Genomic DNA, 19,951 nt, shown 5'->3' with positions numbered 1-19,951 from the left:
ATTAGAATTTCTTTCCTAAAACTAAAAATTTTCTAAGGAAGTGTAGTAAACTGTAACTCATTTCCGTAAAACACTCCATTACAATCCTCACCATAAGCTCTAAAATAATAGGTAGTATTGGGTTGAAGATTATACATGTAGGAATCGTATGTTCCGTTTAGACTTCCATTTTCCGAGAAAAAATCATTCTCAATTGTTGGATTTGGGGAAGTACTCCAAACAAGGCCTCTAGATTTCATCTTAGTGTATGAGGTGGTGTTAGTAGTTGTTTTTGCTTGGTCAGAGCTGATATTAAATGCAGCAACAGTTTGTATATCAATGGGCGGTATTAAACTAGGATCTTGGAAACAATAGGTGTCATCTAGATTATTTGACACATTAATATCCCCAAACGTACAATCAAGCCCATCATTCACTAGTACAAATAGATTACAGGGAAAGTCATTTAAATCTAGTTGTTGATTGTTTTCAACTGTTAGACTTGTATACACCTTGAGAAGTGAATCAAAATTAATGTCATTCAAACTTTGATTTGAATTAAATAAAAAGGAATTTGAATTGTAAACTTTATCTCCAGTTGTCTCTAGTTTTGGCATGAGTACCTTAGAAAGGTTGGTATTATCACGAATAGTTAAATTCTTATGAACTGTTAAAAGCTCAGGGAATATTATTTCAGGAAGAGATTCATTATTATTTATGCTTATGTTATAAAAATTTTCAATAGTTGGTATGTTTATTTCTTCCAATAAAGTATTTTTATAAATCAAAATATGTGGCTCTAACCAATATTGTTTATCTTTTACATAATTTGAAGATTTTAAACTCTCAAAAGTTATTTTTTTTAATGATTGATTATCAGTAATTTCTATTTGACCAGATTTAACATTTGTTAACTTTGTAAAGTTTATCTCCTCTAAATTTTCATTTCCATAAATTCTAATGAGTGCTTCAATATCCAAATCAGTTCCAAAACTAATTGTTTTCAAGTTTGAATTACCGCTAATTCTAAAAGAATTATGACCTCCATTTGGCTGACGGGTTTTATAAAAGCTATCTAAATTAATTTCAATTAGACTTTCATTACTTGATATATTAAAATTACTATATCCGTCTTTTCCTTCCCAACTTGTTAAATCCAGTTCATTTAAATTTTCATTATTGCTAATTGAACCTTCACGGTTACCACTAATTTGCAATTTTGGCAATAAAAATTTCTCGATATTATTGTAGTCAACAATTAGCCTACTTGAAATTTTCCTCAGTTTTGGTGCATTGAATTCCCTTAATGAATATTCATATTTTAAAATGAAGTTATCCTCAATCCTATCTAAGCTAGGGAAATTAACTATTACTATATTACTGTAGTTTGGAGACCCGTATTCCCAATTTAAATTTCTTAAAGAGATTATATTTTGAAATGTTATCTCAGAAGTAGTAGTGATTGTATAGTTTTCAGGGCTAAAATCTCCTGACTCAGTAGAAAAATTATAGATATGGTTTCTATTTGGGTCTTCATTAGCAATTGCAATTTGATTACCATAAACCGTATCCCCACCAATTGTGGTTACAAAAGGTCTAACAAATAATGAGTCTACAGGAACTCCAACCAAATCCAGTTCAAAAACAGGAGGGACTTCTTTCCAAAACCCACCATCATAATAAGCTTGCTCCACTTTTGGATCTGAAGTTGTAGCTCCACCAATAGTATTATAACATAGTCCAGCAGATGCTATATTTTGAATATTATCAGTTACTATTTCTGCACCAAAGGTTACATCATTAGCAAAAACAATAGCCTCAATGTTATTGATTAAGGTTACATCAATTGAGGAACAATCAGAAATGCTTAATACCATAGAGTCCTCTAACTCTTCAAGACTCCCACATGAGTCATTTTGCACTTTAACGGTAAGGGTTACTGATCCAGAGTCAAAATCCTCATTTGTCGGGACATATTTAGGGTTGGGGGAATTGGAATTATCAAAAGTTCCATTTCCACTTGTTGTCCAATAAATGTTGGTTGCATTCCCAACATTTCCTGCTATTTGAAAGATCTCACCAGAACAAATTGTTGCATCAGCACCTGCTTCAGCAGTTGGATAACATGTGCTACAATCCGTAAAACTTATGATCCCTGTAATTGACACAGCATCACATGTTCCTGGTGGTGTTTCAATGGTGTAAGTTGCAGATGACCCATCAATTAATGAGCTATCAGGCGTTCCAGAAATTATGATTCTATTTCCAACAATTGAAGAACTTATTCCAGGAGGGAGTCCAGTTACTGTAGCGCTGTTTTGAGAGTTTTCAATCAGATATTCTATGGGGTCAATAGGTTCCAATAAGCAAGCACTCATATTTTGTTCCCCAACATCAAGAATAATTTGAGGCGCGGGATCAAAAGTTATTCTTCCATATGCAACTCTATTCGGGCCATTTGATTGAGGCACCTGAACTTGGTACTCAAAAGTACTTGTTTCCAATAGTTGTTGCGTGATTTGCCCTGATATGATTAATTCATTGTTTGTTAGCTCAAAATTTAAACCTGATGGTAGACCAATTACAGTTACTCCAGAAACAATTTCAGAAAATGAATAAACAATTGGTTCTATTTCAACATTAGCACAGACAGATTGATTATTGGTTCCTGAAGATGAAATTAATATTATGCTTGTGTCATCGGGGGTAATGACAGTGATGTCCCAGCTTGTACCATTCCATATCCATTGTAGATAATCTCCATTTTCAACTCCATCAGGAAGCTCAAATGCAAAGTCATCCCCATCCTCACCATCAGCTCCTTTAAGTGAGTCAATAAATTCTTGCTCTGTTCCCGTATTGCCAAGTGCCAACCAAACTTCATAAGCAGAAATTCCATCGTCACCATCAGCTCCTTTAAGTGAGTCAATAAATTCTTGCTCTGTTCCTGTATTGCCAAGTGCCAACCAAACTTCATAAGCAGAAATTCCATCGTCACCAGGAGCTCCATCTGGTCCTGGAATTTCAGATCCAGGTGCATACAATGCAAAAGGAACCGCCGTAAGTTGTTGTAAGCTTAATTCTTGAAAAGAGTTGCATTGAGCTGTCATATCAAAATCAACCTTAAGGGTTTTCATTGCCACCGACCACTCTACATCGCTCCAAGAATTACTACCAACAGCCTCACCCGTACCAATAAGAACATTAACCATACCGTAAGAATCTGTTGTTGTTACCGTATGTTCTATGTATTCATAAGTTCCCTTTTCATTAATAAGAGAAAAACGAAGACATATTTTATGATTTCTTAAAGGGGTGTTTGTTTGATTGGCGCCAGGAAGTTCAACCTCACTTGAATTTATAATTAAAGCTTGATAACTAATACCGTTTCTTTTGTCTTGAGCAAGGACAAAAACAGAATTTAAAATACACAAAAAGAGAATAATTTTAATGCTGTGAATGGTCTTTTTCATACTTATTTTTTTGGTGTTAAAATGATAATAACTCTACGGTTAGAATCGTATATTTTCTGGTTAAATTGACTTGTTTCTCCTGCTCCTTTTATAATACATTGACTTGGATCTACTTGCAGAGAAATTAGAAATTCTTGAACACTTTTTGCCCTTTTGTTAGAGAGGGTTTGATTATATTCTGTTTGTCCCGTTGTATCGTCTGCATACCCCACAAGTGTTGAAATACTTGTTGGGTGATTTCTTAAATAACGTGCGATTTTCTCAAGTTTTTCATACTGATCTTTATCAATTATATAAGAATCTAAATGAAAAAATACGGTATGTTCTGGAGGTGATACGGGTGTCTGCTTTAATAAATTGATTTCAAATTTTAAATTTTTAATATCTTGTTCCAATGCCAATTGATTTTTTGAAATAGAATCAGGCACGATGTATTTAGATCGCTCATAATCAGAAATAGCAACTTCCTTTTTATAAGGGTTTAAATAAAGTTTAAAATACACTTGATTTGCCATGTATGAAAGTGTTTCTGTACCTTGATTAGAGGGCTTAAATGCATACGAAAAATTATAACCTACATCCAATCCAAAGGAATTCGAATTAACAACGTTTACAAACAAACCTACACTAGGGTTTATCCAAGTTCCATTCATTTCTTTTTGGTTGGTTAAGTCAAATGTTTTTCCTCCAATTTTCTGTTTTACAGAGACTAAGTACAAGAAATCTAGACTAAGTTTTGCTCCTATAATGTTTTTGTAAAGCAACTTTTGATACTTCACAAACCCACCCAGATAATTGGTGTTCCAATTGTAGTTTTCGTATCCATCGCCCCCAGTAGCATTAAATTGTTGAAAGCTTAATCCATACTCAATTTTTTGGTTAGCCAATTGAAAAAGTCCAAGACCTAATCTAGAATAAAATCCAGTATCTGGTTTAATATTATCATTCGATTTACCAGCGGAATTGCTATAAATATACTTGCTGAAATTGAGCCCTGATTCTAAAGAAATTTCTTGTGTAAAGCTTTTGCTACTAATAAGTAAGATGACTATTGTAAGTGTTAGGTGTTTCAAGGTTGTTTTATAATTTTTGTTTGGTAATAAAAGTTAAGCGCAGACAGTGTAATTATATATGCACTATCTGAAAGGTAAGGAAGGTTTAAAACTAGTAACTGGTTTGCCGTACTTAAAGTTTTTGTAAATACAATTCGTCCAGTAACATCTATGATTCTGACTTGAATATCATCATAATCTATTAAGAATTTAAAAGTAAGATGCGTTGAAAATGGATTTGGATAAAATTTTACTTCATGTAAACTTGAAGTGAACTTTGCTGTATACTCATTAAAAATAGGCTGTTGATAGCCTTGGCTTATAAGCATTGCATCTGATGTATAGGTACCCACAACTGAAGATTGGCCTACAGAATAAGAAATATGATAGTTTGATTTCGTTTGACTACCTCCTAAAGTCCCAAATGTTTGGTGATGTAACTGAGCATGAATTGACGCTACACACAAAAATAAAATAAATGTAGCGAACTGTAATTTAGTACTTGAATAGATTTTTTTAGTTGTCATAAATACCTATATTTAATCCCTTATAAAACGGACTGTAAACCGCTTCTATTTTATTTGACGCTGAAAGCTAGTTACAGGGTCGAATAGCAGTAGGTTTTTTAGGTAAAAAATATTGAATTACTAATATACATTAAAAATTATTACACACAACTTATTAATTAAAAAACACTTACTACAATATGCTACATCATTTACTTATGTAATAGTTGCAGGCATAACCGAGGATAAAAAACAAAACATTATTGAATCGGTTCTCAATGAAAAACAAAACAGTATTTAACTGTTGATATCCTTTTGAACAGCCTACTTTTTTGTAATGCTATTGCAATATAATTTTTTTAATATTTACCACCTCGTTTTCAGCATTGATAATTTTAACGAAATACATACCTTGCCCTGTCCAAGTATTTAAAGGAATAACATATTGTTGGGTATCCATTGGCTTGTTAAACACCTCTTGACCAAGCGTATTGGTAATTTTAATATGCCAACCCTCTACATTATCTAGGTTGCCACAATCAATTGTAATTTGCTCATTGGCAGGGTTAGGATAAATATTTACTGTACTTGTATAAGTAATAGGGCTCGTGCTTAAAACCCCTGTATTGATGACTAATGTGGAACATTCATTAGAAGAAGTAGAGGTATATAAGTTAGCTATTTCTTGTTCGGTTAATGCTCGGTTCCAATAACCTAATTCATCCATTTTACCACTAAATAAGTACCAATGACCATTTGCCATATGAAGTTCTCCAAAAGTTAGGTCTGTAGAACTTGTATTTATATCTATGCTTAATTGCTCTTGGTTAGTTAATTGATTATTTATATACTGCTTTAATGTTGAACCATCATATGTAATTACGGTATGATACCATACATCATAAGCGACTGCACCTCCTTCAACAACATTGCTGTTTGTTAAATTAGTACTGATTTCTCCAGAATAATTAATTTGATGCCTAAAAACAGCAGCTCCATTACCATCCCATCTTCCCATTATAGTGTGGGGTCTATTGTTAAAAGGGCTTGGTTTTGTTTCAAGATTAATCCAAGCAGACATTGTAAAACTATTTTCATTTGAAATTGTAGGATTATTAACTGTAATTCTGTTTTGAGCCCTGCCCCAACCTCCAGATGCATTTACATTAAAATAGTAGGCACTATTTTCATTCCCATCTCTGTCTGATGCTAAAGTGGCACCATTAACCGTTCCATTATTTCCATTTCCGCTTTCATCATTGGCATTCCCATTAAATGGCCAATAACCAACTAAACCATTTGTTGGCACATAAGAAGGTACTTGTGCGTTTAAATTTGCTATGCATGCCATAACAAATAAAGTATATAGTATTTTTTTCATGATATATATTTTTTCAAAATTAGTTTATGAATCAAAAAAATCCTATAAATTTACACGACATTATAATTTCGTATATTTTTTTCAACATCTATTTTACTAGTTTTGTTTTATGAAAATATTTAAATCTCCCAACATGATTTTTAATTTTAAACACTTAAAAAAAAATGTTTTATTTATTTATATAGCACTGGTAAGTCCTATACTTCTAGGTCAAGTAAAGTTTAAAAACACTTCTAATTATTTGCTTTTTGAGGATGCAAGTACAGGAGAACCTATATTGGTCTATAATGATTCTATGGCGGTTAGCGGTCCAGAGTTTAGCCATCATTTTAAAATAAATTTTCCAAAAGAACTTAATTTAAATGATTTTAAAAACAATCAATACCAAATAAATGGCATCAATTACTTTGTGGATAATGGTTGTGGTAGAGTTTTAGAATTTAAAAACAATACTTTTAAAAGGATAGATAATAGTTTTAAACACAACAATCAATATGGTGGTATTCCTTTTCAATATAAACAAACAATGTATTTATGGGGTGGTTATGGCTTGTTTACCCATAAAAATATTTTAACTTATTATGATTTTTTAGCTGGTGAATGGTTAAAACAACATCAAGTTAACATAGAAAAAGTTGAACCAAGGAGTCGTATTTTTTCTTTAATTAAAGACAATAATCTCTATTTTTTTGGAGGTGATATGAGATCAAATCATAAAAATTTTGAGACAAAAAACTTGAAATTTAATGATGTTTGGAGATTAGATTTTAAGGACTTTACACTTCATAAACTACAACAGCATAACGATAATTTTGAGTTTATAAAAAATGATAGATATTACTATCCTCGCGTTCAAATAGAAAATAAAATTATTCATATCTCAACCCTAATAAGAGAAATTGATATTTTTAAGAATACAGTAAAAACATATACCTTTAAAAACTTTAAAAATATTAAAAGCGTTGTATACCACAAAGCCTCCAAAAATATTTCTTTTACCTATAGTATTGATGGGCAAACTAATGGTGCCTTAAGCCAACCCTATGAGGAATTTAGAGGAAGTTTAATAAAAGAAACCCCTTTTTATAAAGATACTTTTTTAACAACTCTTTTAAAATACACGCTTTATGGTTTGGGTATACTAATTGCTATTTTTGGATTTAGACACCTCTATTTACGAAAAAAGAAACGTAACTTTAACATATACTATTCTAAAAACACCCACTCTTTTTATTTTAAAAAAACACCAATTATTTTAAATAATTTATCTACGCAAGTACTAGTTTATTTTATGAACAAACAATCAGAATATTTTTTACTCAATGAGTTGAATTCCATTTTGACTACAGATTTAGATACCGATAATTATATTACTATTAACAAACGAAGAGAACGCGTTTTAAAAGAATTAACCTTAGAGTTGTCTTCTATTTTAAAAACCCCACAAGAAAGTATTTTTTCTTTAAGAAAAAATAAGTTTGACAAAAGACTAAAGGAAATTAAACTAAACATTACGATAGCTGTTAAAAAATAGTTTTTATATTATCATAAGAATTATAGATTAATTTAAATTTAAATATTGTGTCTCAACAGTTTTTTAGATAGGTTATATTTTTAAAAACTTTTTTGTAACAAGCTTCTTATCTTTTGTGATTTTTAAAATATAAGTTCCATTTTTTAGATTACTAATTTCAATCTTATTTTTAGTCAAGTAATTAAAAACTTTTTTAATAAGTTTCCCTTCAATATTAAAAATAGATACCGTATAACCCTGATCTTTTATGCCTTTAATTTGTATGAAGCTATTTGAAGGGTTTGGATAGATCATCACATCTCTAGATTTAAATTCTTCCTCTAAAACAGATAAAGTTACTATTCTTAATTCTTGCGAAACAGGATCTGCTGCTTTATAATTAGCGTTACCTTCTTGACTTGCAGTAATAATTACAGTACCAGTAGCAATAACTGTAAGCTCATTACCCAGTATTGTTGCAATAGATTCGTTAGAACTTGTATAAGAAATAGATAAACCAGATGTTGCCTCTGCTGTTAAAACGATTGTTTTACTATTAATATTCTCTTCAGCTAATGAATCAAATGTAATTATTTGAGAAGCCTTAGTAATCTCAAAAGTACTAGCAGTAAAGTCAATGGTATAGTTTGTATTTTCTAGTGAACTAGAGATGGCATAAGTTCCTACATCCTCTCCAGGCTCTCTAGAAAGCTGTCCAGTTAAGGCATCAGAACCGATTAAACTTTCAGATAAGATATAGGTAAGTTCAGGATCAGCTTCACCATAGACTTTAGTGATTGGATTTGCATTTATTGCAATCGGTTTAGGAGTAATCTCAAAAGTACTAGCAGTAAAGTCAATAGTATAGTTTGCATTTTCTAGTGAACTAGAGATGGCATAAGTTCCTACATCCTCTCCAGGCTCTCTAGAAAGCTGTCCAGTTAAGGCATCAGAACCAATTAAACTTTCAGATAAGGTATAGGTAAGTTCTGGATCAGCTTCACCATAGACTTTAGTGATTGGATTTGCATTTATTACAATCGGTTTAGGAGTAATCTCAAAAGTACTGGCAGTAAAGTCAATAGTATAGTTTGCATTCTCTAGTGAACTAGAGATGGCATAAGTACCTACATCCTCTCCAGGTTCTCTGGAAAGCTGTCCAGTTAAGGCGTCAGAACCAATTAAACTTTCAGATAAGGTATAGGTAAGTTCTGGATCAGCTTCACCATAGACTTTAGTGATTGGATTTGCATTTATTGCAATCGGTTTAGGAGTAATCTCAAAAGTACTAGCAGTAAAGTCAATAGTATAGTTTGCATTTTCTAGTGAACTAGAGATGGCATAAGTTCCTACATCCTCTCCAGGCTCTCTAGAGAGCTGTCCAGTTAAGGCATCAGAACCAATTAAACTTTCAGATAAGGTATAGGTAAGTTCAGGGTCAGCTTCACCATAGACTTTAGTGATTGGATTTGCATTTATTGCAATCGGTTTAGGAGTAATCTCAAAAGTACTAGCAGTAAAGTCAATAGTATAGTTTGCATTTTCCAGTGAACTAGAGATGGCATAAGTTCCTACATCCTCTCCAGGCTCTCTAGAAAGCTGTCCAGTTAAGGCATCAGAACCGATTAAACTTTCAGATAAGATATAGGTAAGTTCAGGGTCAGCTTCACCATAGACTTTAGTATTTATAAACAGTGATACTGTAATCGGTTTAGGTGTAATTTTAAATTCTGAAGAACTTAAGGCTATATTATAATTACTATTATTAGATGAACTTGTTAATGTATAGGTACCAATATCTTCACCTGTCTCTCTAGAGATGTTAATTGTTAAGTTGTCTGTTGCTAGCGGAAAATCTGATAACTCATAATTTAGTATTGGTTCTTCATCTCCATATATTTTATTATCTGGGTATACTGTTGCCGTAATTAGTTTTGGAGTAATTGTAAATTCTGAGGAAGTTAATGAGATATTATAATTTGAATTTTCTAAATTACTTATTAATAAATATGTACCTACATCTTCACCAAACGCTCTAGTTATAGAACCTGTAAGCGTATCATTACCAATTAATTCATCTGAAAGTGTATAGTTAAATTCTGGATCTGGGTTACCATACATTTTTGTATTTGGAACAGTTACTGTAATTGGTTTTGGTGTAATAATAAATTCTGAGGGATCTAAAGAAATACTATAATTTGAGTTTTCTAAAGTACTTATAAATGCATAGGACCCTGCATCTTCGCCAGTAGCTCTAGTTATAGTTCCTGTAAGTGTATCATTCCCTATTAATTCATCTGAAAGCGTATAGTTAAATTCTGGGTCTGGTTCGCCATATACTTTTGTGTTTGAGACAGCTACAGAAATTTGTTTAGGTACAATTATAAATTCTGATGAAATAAAATCAATATCATAATTAGAGTTATAAAAATTACTAATTGTTGTATAAGTTCCCGCATTTTCTCCAGATTCTCTCGATAAACTTCCCTGTAAAACTTGGTTATTTAATAGGGGTTCAGAAAGTGTATAACTTAACTCAGGATCTTGAGTGCCATATGATTTAGTAACATTATCTGCAATAACAAAAATTTTTCTTGGGGTAATTGTTACGTTTTTTGATACAAAATCGATATCATAATTTGGGTTTTGCAATGTGCTTTCTATTGCATAGGTCCCTACATCTTCGCCAAGAACTCTCGTTAAAGATCCTTCTAACTTGTCTTCATTTAATAATTTTTCTGATAGTGAATACGTAAATACAGGATCTTCATCTCCATATGTTTTTGAACTTTCATTGGCTGTTAACGTAATTGGTCGTGGTAAAATTTTAAAATCTTCAATTACTGTATGAATCTCGAAATTTTCACTTTCGAGAGAAGAAGTTATTTTATAGGTGCCCACAGCTTCTCCTGCTTCTCTTGTTAAATTTCCTTTAATATCTTTTAGATCTATCCAATCAAAAGTTGGTGGCAGTTGATAGGTAATTTCAGGATCTACTTCTCCATAAATTTTAGTAACTTCACCTACAGCTACACTAATACTTTTTTTCTTGATAGTAAAGTCTGCTTTCTCAATATTTATATTATAATTAAGACTGTTAAGTGTTGATTTAATCTCGTAAGTACCTACTTGTTCTCCTAAAACTCTATATAAGCCTCCATCTAAATTTATATCCCTTAATTGTTTTGGTTTTAGATACGTTAACGCTGGATCTTCATCGCCGAAAAATTTACTTTGGCTATTTACAATGATGTCAATGTCTTTTTTAGCTATGGTTATGGTACTTGTTTTTTCTAGTTGATAATAACCGTTAGCTTCTGTAAATACTACTTTTACCAATACTTCTCCAGCTCTATTTGTAGATAATACAGAATTATTAACCCCAGATAAGCTGGCTAAACCGGTTCCTCCATTTTCAATAAAAAATTCAAAATCACCTTCTACATCAACGATAGAGGCTTCTAAGTTTAGTGTATCACCAAAGGTAACAACTGTATCTTGAAAAAGTATCTCTGGCATTGCTTGTAACTGATACAGGTTCCAAAAAAGATGCTCTTCATACACTGCTAACTGTGCTGCAGGAACGAGAACTTTTATATTTTCTGGATTTTTTCCAAAAGTTGCATTTAAGCTCACAAATTCTTCAATCATAGGAGGCTCTGGAGTGTCTACAATAATATACTCAAATTTGTCTTCAGGTTGATTAAATGCCTCCATACCAAGCATCATAAGTTGATTTGAAACCATTATGTGTTTGAGTTTATTTCCGGCAAAAGCCTTAATACCAACTTCCATCAACAATTTAGGCAACGCTAGTTCTGTTAATTCATTTCCTGAAAAAGCTTCCTCTCCAATGATAAATAGGTTTTCTGGCAATGAAACTCTAGAAAGTAAATTGTTTTTAAAACATGCTGGCTGAATATAAGTTAGTGCATCCGGTAAATCAATTTCTGTTAATTTATTACCTGCAAAGGCTTCAGATTCAATAATTTCAAGTTGCTCTGGCAAACTTACTGTAGCAATATTATTATTTTCAAAAGCTCCAGCCCCAATGAAACGAACATTATCAGTTAAAACAACCTCTTCTAGATTATTATTTTTAAAGGCATAATTACCAATCTCTAATAACGTGTTTGGAAATGTAATAGCGTTTAAAGCGGCATTTTGAAAAGCACCTGTCCCAATAAAGGCTAGCTGATTTGGTAAGTTTACTTTTACTAATCCTGTCATATTTAGAAAAACATTATCACCAATTCCGGTTACTGTATACGTAATGGTAGAATTTTCTACCGTATTTGGAATCGTTACTTCTGTTATCTCTGTTATGTCTGGAACATTAAAATTAACTCCAGTTAACTTTACAGTATAAGGAGAAATTGCTGAAATAATTTCAAAAATAAAACCATCTTTTTCAAAAACCTTTTGAGGCAAAATAGAGAAGGTTCCAGGCTCAAAAGTAATCTCATATTTATCATTAACTAAGGTTGAGCTAATTTGATAATCACCAAGCTCCTCTCCAGAAGCTCTTGTTATAGAGCCTGTAAGTTCATCATTACCTATTAAACCAGGAACAACAGTGTATTTTAATTCAGGATCTGGATCATTATAAAGTTTTACTGTATTGTGTGCTTTGATTGTAATTTTTCTGTCTGCAATGATGTATTTAGCACTTTCAAACGTGATGTCGTAATTGGAATTGGCTATTGTAGATGAAATAAGATATTCACCTACTTCTTTACCTTCTGCTCTAGTTAATTCTCCAGAAAACACATCTCCATTAACGATTGCTGGTTCTGTTGTATATGTTAATGGAACGTCAGTATCTCCATAAAAAATAGCTTTATCTTCAGCAGAAATGGTGATTGGTTTTTTGGTAATCTCATAATTAGCAGTTACGAAGGTTATATTATACCCAGGATGTGATAGTGAAGAAGTTATAGGGTAAATGCCAACAGTTTCTCTAGTTTCTCTTGAAAGCTGTCCTACTAAATTATCTGTCCCCACTAAACCTTCACTTAAGGTATATGTTAGTGGTTTAGCTTCTTCTCCATACTCAACTATTTTACTATCTGCAGTTATGGTAAGTGGTTTTTTTGTAATCGTAAAATCTGCAGGTATATACGTTATATCATAAAGAGGATGTGAAATATTTGAGCGAATTTCATAAGTGCCTGGGGCATCACCACTTTCTCTAATTAAACCACCTTGTAAACTAACACCATCAATAAGAACGTCAGATAGTGAATAGGTAAGTGCTGGATCTTGTGCTCCATACACTTTTGTTTTAGCGTGTGCTGTTAGTGTTATGCTTTTTTTAGTGATTACATAGTTGGCTTCTTTATACGTAATATCATAATTAGGATGACTTAAAGTAGAACTTATGGTATAGGTTCCAGGAAGCTGACCTGCTTCTCTTGCTAACGTCCCTGTTAGTACATCATTACCCACTAAATTCTCACTTAAACTATAGGTAAGTGGTTTTTCTGCAGCGTCATAAACTTGTGTTATCGGATTTGCAGTAATAATAAGAGGTTTCTTTTTAATAGTGTATATGCCTTTTTCCCAAGTAACAGCATAATTCGAATTATTCCCTTCGATGTGTATTAAATATCTACCAGGATCAGTGCTTGTTGATCCTTTAAACATAAAAATATCTAAAGATTCATTCTCTGTAAGCGCTGGTAACACCTCATAGCTAAACGCAACTGACTCCTCACCGTAAACTTGTTCTTTATCTATCGCCTTTACTGTTAATGGTTTTTTAGTAATGGTAAGTGCTGCTGGGGTATAATTAATCGTGAAGTTATTACTTGTTAACAAAGATGTTATCTCATAGCTCCCAACGTTTTCTCCAGCCTCTCTGGTTAGCGTTCCGTTAACACTTGTTAGGTCTATTCCTGAAGGCGTTACACGATACGTAAACTCAGGGTCTTCATTACCAAATTGTTTCGATACTACATCTGCAGTGACCGTAATTTCCTTTTTTTGTATGGTAAAAGTTGCTCCTGTAAAAGTAATATCATAGTTGGGGTTTGCTAATGTGGAGGTAATGGCATATTCACCAACAGTTTCGCCATTTGCTCTGGTAAGAGCTCCGGATAATTGATCATTACCATTTAAAAAGAAGGTAGAATTTAATGCGCTGGTATTGGTTTCTTCACCCGCTATTTTTAGCGGTAAAGGTGCGTCTGTATCTCCATACACTTTTGAACTAGCAATCGCTTCTATAGTGATAGGTTTCTTAACTATAGTGGCTGTTATGGTGTCTTTTACCTCTAAATACCGCTCACTTTCTAAAGATGTTGCCTCAATTAATACGGTACCGACTTCAATAGGTGTAAAGGTTGTATTATCTGATGAAATAACCGCTTTCCCAGAACCTCCCTCGATAATTTTATAACTTAAATTGGTATTAAAGCTAGTGCTGATTGGTAAGTTCTTTTCTGTTCCGTAAGTAGTGTTAAAATCTTCTAACGCTAAGGGTGGTATTGCTTGTGGTTTGTATTTTCTCCATACTTCAGTTTGCCAGTAGGCAGTTATACTAGAGAAGGGTACTATTAACTGTTTCAAATTTTCTGGAAATAGCTTACCATTATCTGTGTCTGGAGGAATTGTTGCATTAAGAACAACGTGTTCTAAAGAATTATTTATAAAAATCAATTCTTCCATATATGTCACAGAAGCAGGGATAGTAACCTCTTTAATTTTATTATTAGCAAAGCTACCTCTTTTTATATTTTTTAAAGATTCAGGTAATATAATAGTAGTCAAACTATTATAATTAAACGCTGCCAAACCAATTTCTGTTAAAGATTCGGGTAGTATTAGGTCAGTCAAATTATTAAATTGAAATGCCTGAGGTCCAATTTTTACAATTGAATTTGAAAGATCAATACTGGATAGTCCATTAGCATAAAACGCTTTTGTGCCAATACTAGTCACTGTATACGTAATACCTGCATCATTTACATTGCTTGGTATGCTTACTTCTTTTGAAGCTCCTGTATAATCAATAACTTCTACAGTTGGCGTTTCCTTTGTTGTAGTAACTGCATATACAATACCTTCTTTTTCAAATTCTGTTCTGTTAACAATAGTGTAGGTAGCTGTTGTATCAGTAGCCAAATAAGATCCTTTTGCTGCAATACTGGCTTTTAGTTTAATGGTTCCTGTATTTGTAGGGTTTAAAAATTGGTTGCGTTCTCCAGAAAGGGTAGCTGTTGCAGTCCCTCCTGGTAAAATAGTGTACGTAATTTCCCCATCAGATACAGAACTTGCCTTCAATTCAATACTTTCTGAAAACTTTTTAGTAACATCGTAAAAATTTAGGTCAGGCATAGTAGAATAGGTATAATCTCTCCAATTTACATTAGATTTATATTGCGCTAGTTGCTCATAAGGCACCTGAATAATTATATTATTGTTGTCTCCAAAAGGTTTACCATCTGTTCTTGGTAGTGTAAGGTTTTTAAGAAAAATTTTAGAAATTGGGTTGTTATAAAAACTAACCGAAGTCATCGATTCAATTTGTCCATTAATATGAACCTCTGTTAGTTCGTTATTGGCGAAAATACCAGCATTAAGATCAGTTATGGAAGCTGGTATCTCAATATGTGATATTTGATTATTCGCAAATGCAAGCTTATGTATTTGGTTTATTGAATTTGGAAGTATTACTTCTTTAAGTTGGTTATTTACAAAAGCTTTATGTTCAATTGTTTTTACGGTGTTGGGAATATGAACCTCTGTTATACCTTTGTTTATAAAAGCACTCGCCCCAATAACAGTAACAGAGTAGCTGTTACCTAGGTATTCAACACTTTCTGGGATGTTTATGTTCCTATTTTCTCCTGTATAATCTATAATTGTTACCGTGTAAGAAGTATTAGAGTTTATCTGGTATTGTAACCCGTCGATACTAAACTTATTACTAGGTTTTATTGTTATAACTGCTGTTTTTTCGTGAGTTAAGTAATCTCCTTCTTCATCTATCGAAGCCTTAATGACCACTTCACCCATCGTTTTTGGGGTAAAAACTTTATTATTTTCGCCCGATAATGTTGCTTCAGCGGTAGTGCCCTCTGGTACAATCGTATACGTAATTTTACCTCTAGAATTAGAGCTAGCCTTTAAAGTTATATTTTCTGATAAATTAACGGATGCTTTATAGAAACTAATACTTGGCAAGACTTTTGGTAAATAAACAGCCCAAGGACTATTTTTATACTTATTTATATCTGTAGGATCTACTTGTAATTTGAAATTTGCATTAGAATCAAAAGTATTTGAGGTAAACGTAGGAGGGTTGTCAGAGTCAAGAATCACATAATTTAGTGGTGTATCCTGAAATGCATTTTCTTCTATTCTATTCATCCATTTAGGAATTCTTATTTTTGTTATTTGTTTGTTTTTAAATGCATTGTCTTCAATAATTGTTATTGTATATAAACGACCCAAATCTATTACTTCTTTTGGTATAATTAATTCTGTATCAGTACCTGAATAATTCGTAATACTAACAGAATAACCACCAACTATTTTGTAGTGTATCCCCTCTTTTATAAATTCATTTCTTCGGGTTAAGGTAATAACAGCGGTCTTTTCTGCTGCTAAATAATCTCCATTTGCTGCAATCTTTGCTTTAATATGCAAACTACCTAAATTTGTTGGCTGTACTATTTGATTGTTTGCACCAGAAAGATTTGCAGTAGTTGTGCCCCCTTGCACGATTTCGTAGGAAATAGCACCTCCAGAATTGGAAGTAGCATTTAGCGTAATTGTTTCTGAAAATGGAATACTAATATCTTCAAAATTAATGCTAGGTTTCTCTTTTAATAGATGTTTTTTCCACTCTTCATCATTTTTATAGGCAGATAAACGCCCTTCTGGAACTACTACAAGTAAATCTTCAGATCTAAAAAAATTATTAAATGGATCAGAAATTGTTGGAGGGGTTACTGCGTGTACAATAACCTCTTCCAAATTAGACTCAAATACACGATTGCCTATTTTCTGTAATGATTTTGGGAGTGTTACTGTTGTCATTTCATTATTTCCAGCAAAGGCCCAGAGCTTAATTTCAGTAATATTTTCAGGTATAACAACCTCTGTTAACTTGTTATTGCTAAAAACAGCAGTCTCAAGAACTGTAAGTGAATTTGGGATGTTAATATTTGATAAGTTATTGTCACCTAATGCATGTTGCCCAATACTTTGTATGGTTTGTGGTAAGTTAATATTGGTTAAATTATTATACATAAAAGCAAATTCCCCAATAGTAGTAATAGGGCCCAAAATCTCAACTTCCTCTAAATCTCCTTTCCAAAATGCTTTTTCTTCAATAGCGGTTATGGTGTAGTCAATGCCTGAGTACGCCACGGTTTCTGAAATAGTAATTGCTTTTTTAGCCCCTGTATATCCCTTAATTGAAACTTCAAATGGAATGGTGTTTTTTATAACCTTATATACAAAACCATCTTTACTAAATTCAGCCCCTATATCTGGCGTTATAAATAAGGTACTTGTTATACTGTTTGAGACATAATCTCCTTTTTCAAGAACGGTTGCTCTAATTTTTACCGTTCCAAAACTAGTTACCTGAAGTATTTCATTTCTCTCTCCAGAAAGGCTTGCTGTTGCTGAACCACCCTCAACAATAGAGTAAATTATTTTACCTCCTGAATTTGAAGTAGCATTTAAGGTTATTGGATTATTTGTAAATTCTTTAGTTTGATTGTTAAAGGTAATTGTGGGTTCTACTCTAGGTTTTAATAATTTCCAAGTAGGGTGGTTTTTGTAAGCGCTTAAACTTTGTTGCGGTACCTTAAGTGTAAAAGGGGGGTTTTTTTTAAATGCGTTCACGTGTAATCTAGGAGGAGTTGTTGCTTTTATAGTAACCGAAGTGAGGTTATTATCATAAAATGCTTCATATTCAATTACACTGATTGTATTTGGAATGACTAATGTCTTTAGTTCTTTGTCTTTAAAACTTTTCGTTTTAATTTCACGAACTGGAGCCTTAAAAAATAATGACCCAAAATCCATATTTAAACTATCTGGAATTACTACATCCTTAGAATAACCTATATAACGGCTAATTAACCAAATATGAATTTCTTCACCACCTCTCAATTCTATACTCGAATTTAATATAAAAGCATCTTCATCTTGAGCGCTAACTTGAATAGTTGTTAAAAAAAAGAAAAGAAACAAAAATAATTTAGGAAACTTCATCATCACAGAATTAAAATTTATACCCGCAATGTATTTTAGTCTAGATAAAAAATTAAGGAAAGTATGGCAACATGTGTTTCAAAAAGTTTTTTTGACATAAATTTTATCAGTTTTATAAATAATTACATTTTGAAAAACTAGAAAAAGCGCTTTATCTACATAGATGCCTTCAACAAAAAATAAAAGGCTTTAATGCGAAGAGATAAAGTTTAATTGTACTTATTTAGTAAAAGAATAAATAAAAAAATCTTTAATTAAAGGAGCTAGCATACTCTTTTGGTGTTGTTTCTGTCTGTGCTTTAAACGCCCTGTAAAAGGTACTCGTTGAGTTAAAACCACATGTAGCTGCCAGCGCCTCTATGGAGAAATCGTTTAAATAGCCTTCTTTGATTAATTCCATACTATAAGATACTTTTAAAGTATTGATCCATGCATTAAAATTAACATACTTGGTTTTAATTAATTTGGAAAGATCTGCCTTGTTTATTTCCAATTGATTTGCAACACCTACCAAATCATTTTCTTTCCCCAAAAAATACTTGTTAGTAAAAACAATCTCTGAAATAGTATTGATATCTAACTGCGTATTATTGTGATCTAGTGTTTTTTCATTTGGATTAAAATATTTTATTTTTTGTAAAATATTTTGGTTCCAAAAAAGGTAAATACTTAAAATAAAAAAAGAACTCACCGTTAAAAATAATGGGATAAACTCAAAAAAAGATACTGAAACAGCAGGGAAAAAATACTGTGAGGTAAAAACAGTAGCTAATAAGCTACTAAATAAAAAGGTTTGAATACGAACAAAGTTTAAAAGCCATCTAAATAAAGTTTTTTGTGTTGCTTTTAATAAAACACCATCTGCACTTTTTAATAGTCCCCACTGAAGTATGATGTAGACTATAGGCTGTATGATTCTTCCCAAATTGTTTATGAATTCTGGCAACAAGCCTATATTATCTGACTGAATTAAACTCATATCATTCAAAATACGGGCTACATAGTTACTTTTAGTTTCAAAATCTTCAAAATAAAAAGGTAAATAACTAATTAGAAAAATAATAAAAGGAACTAAATGAATCCAATCTTTAGATTGCCATGCAACTTGTTTTTTTACAATTGATTTTACATGAAAATAAGCGGCAGGCAAAATTAAATAGGTTATCGGGGCTGGAATCTTATATAAGAAGGGTACAATAAGGATGTATTTATATTTGATAAGTAAATAAAAACTAAAACAAATTGCATTAAAAAAGAGATATGCCGATAAAGACTTTGAATGAAATGTAAAGTGTTTTGGAGTAAGCTTTATCCAAAGATAAGCCGCTACCAAAAAAGAACATATAATGTTAATAAAATAAAGCAGATCAAAAACCATATAAGCGTCTGTTTTAAAATTCTTTTGTAAATATGGTATCTTTTTTTAACTTAAAAAGTATAACATTATTAAATAAACCTTATTAAAAGAAGAAATTGGAATGTTTAAATTAATATCTAATTTTTTAATTAATATACTGCTGATACTGCCCATTTTAATTCTATTTATCAATAACTTTTAATTCTATTATTTTACCCATGTAAGTGAATTATTAGAATCGTATAAAACACAAAAAAACAAATTCTAATACGCTTATTCTACTTGAGTAAACTACATAAAAAAACCCTCTCATTTCTGAAAGGGTTACTAGTAGCGGGAACTGGACTCGAACCAGTGACCTTCGGGTTATGAGCCCGACGAGCTACCTACTGCTCTATCCCGCGATTTGGACTGCAAATATACAATAGTTTATAACCTTTGCAAGTATTATTTTACT

The 19,951-nt window shown here is 32.0% G+C and carries 7 protein-coding genes and 1 tRNA gene; 1 reads left to right on the top strand and 7 read right to left on the bottom strand.

Going from position 1 to position 19,951, the window contains the following annotated elements:
• Positions 1-32: 32 nt before the first annotated feature.
• The 4 genes from Q0662_RS04875 to Q0662_RS04860 all read right to left on the bottom strand — a co-directional run bounded on the left by Q0662_RS04875 (position 33) and on the right by Q0662_RS04860 (position 6,391).
• Positions 33-3,452, bottom strand: coding sequence for a hypothetical protein (locus tag Q0662_RS04875; protein WP_298947711.1), 3,420 nt, complete (start codon positions 3,450-3,452; stop codon positions 33-35).
• Between the two features lie 2 nt (positions 3,453-3,454).
• On the bottom strand, positions 3,455-4,525 hold the full coding sequence (locus Q0662_RS04870; protein ID WP_298947709.1) for an OmpA family protein: 1,071 nt from the start codon (positions 4,523-4,525) through the stop codon (positions 3,455-3,457).
• Positions 4,522-4,971, bottom strand: coding sequence for a T9SS type A sorting domain-containing protein (locus Q0662_RS04865; RefSeq protein WP_298947706.1), 450 nt, complete (start codon positions 4,969-4,971; stop codon positions 4,522-4,524). The genes Q0662_RS04870 and Q0662_RS04865 overlap by 4 nt, the downstream gene beginning before the upstream one ends.
• 379 nt (positions 4,972-5,350) lie before the next feature.
• On the bottom strand, positions 5,351-6,391 hold the full coding sequence (locus Q0662_RS04860) for a LamG-like jellyroll fold domain-containing protein (protein ID WP_298947705.1): 1,041 nt from the start codon (positions 6,389-6,391) through the stop codon (positions 5,351-5,353).
• Positions 6,392-6,524: 133 nt separating this feature from the next.
• On the opposite strand from Q0662_RS04860, the gene Q0662_RS04855 reads away from it, so the two are divergent.
• The gene (locus tag Q0662_RS04855) at positions 6,525-7,925 is read left to right on the top strand and encodes a hypothetical protein (RefSeq protein ID WP_298947702.1); all 1,401 of its coding nucleotides are present in this window, start codon (positions 6,525-6,527) and stop codon (positions 7,923-7,925) included.
• 72 nt (positions 7,926-7,997) lie between these two features.
• On the opposite strand, the gene Q0662_RS04850 is transcribed toward Q0662_RS04855, so the two are convergent.
• From Q0662_RS04850 to Q0662_RS04840, 3 genes are all read right to left on the bottom strand, one after another.
• Positions 7,998-18,137 (bottom strand): MBG domain-containing protein, encoded by a 10,140-nt coding sequence (locus Q0662_RS04850; RefSeq protein ID WP_298947700.1) that lies wholly within the window; start codon positions 18,135-18,137, stop codon positions 7,998-8,000.
• A 250-nt stretch (positions 18,138-18,387) separates the two neighbouring features.
• A complete protein-coding gene (locus Q0662_RS04845) occupies positions 18,388-19,287 on the bottom strand; it encodes a helix-turn-helix domain-containing protein (RefSeq protein ID WP_298947698.1) in 900 nt (299 codons plus the stop codon).
• 538 nt (positions 19,288-19,825) lie between these two features.
• Positions 19,826-19,898: transfer RNA gene (locus tag Q0662_RS04840), tRNA-Met, on the bottom strand.
• Positions 19,899-19,951 lie beyond the last annotated feature (53 nt).

It is taken from the genome of uncultured Polaribacter sp. (assembly GCF_947503855.1).
Taxonomy (GTDB): Bacteria; Bacteroidota; Bacteroidia; order Flavobacteriales; family Flavobacteriaceae; genus Polaribacter.
The sequence above is the reverse complement of the archived record's forward strand: the minus strand, read 5'-3'. Positions and strand labels throughout refer to the sequence as shown.

Excerpts from the sequence above, each read along its gene's own strand:
- Q0662_RS04875 (WP_298947711.1), bottom strand. The coding sequence starts at position 3,452 with ATGAAAAAGACCATTCACAGCATTAAAATTATTCTCTTTTTGTGTATT.
- Q0662_RS04860 (WP_298947705.1), bottom strand. The coding sequence starts at position 6,391 with ATGAAAAAAATACTATATACTTTATTTGTTATGGCATGCATAGCAAAT.
- Q0662_RS04855 (WP_298947702.1), top strand. The coding sequence starts at position 6,525 with ATGATTTTTAATTTTAAACACTTAAAAAAAAATGTTTTATTTATTTAT.
- Q0662_RS04850 (WP_298947700.1), bottom strand. The coding sequence starts at position 18,137 with ATGAAGTTTCCTAAATTATTTTTGTTTCTTTTCTTTTTTTTAACAACT.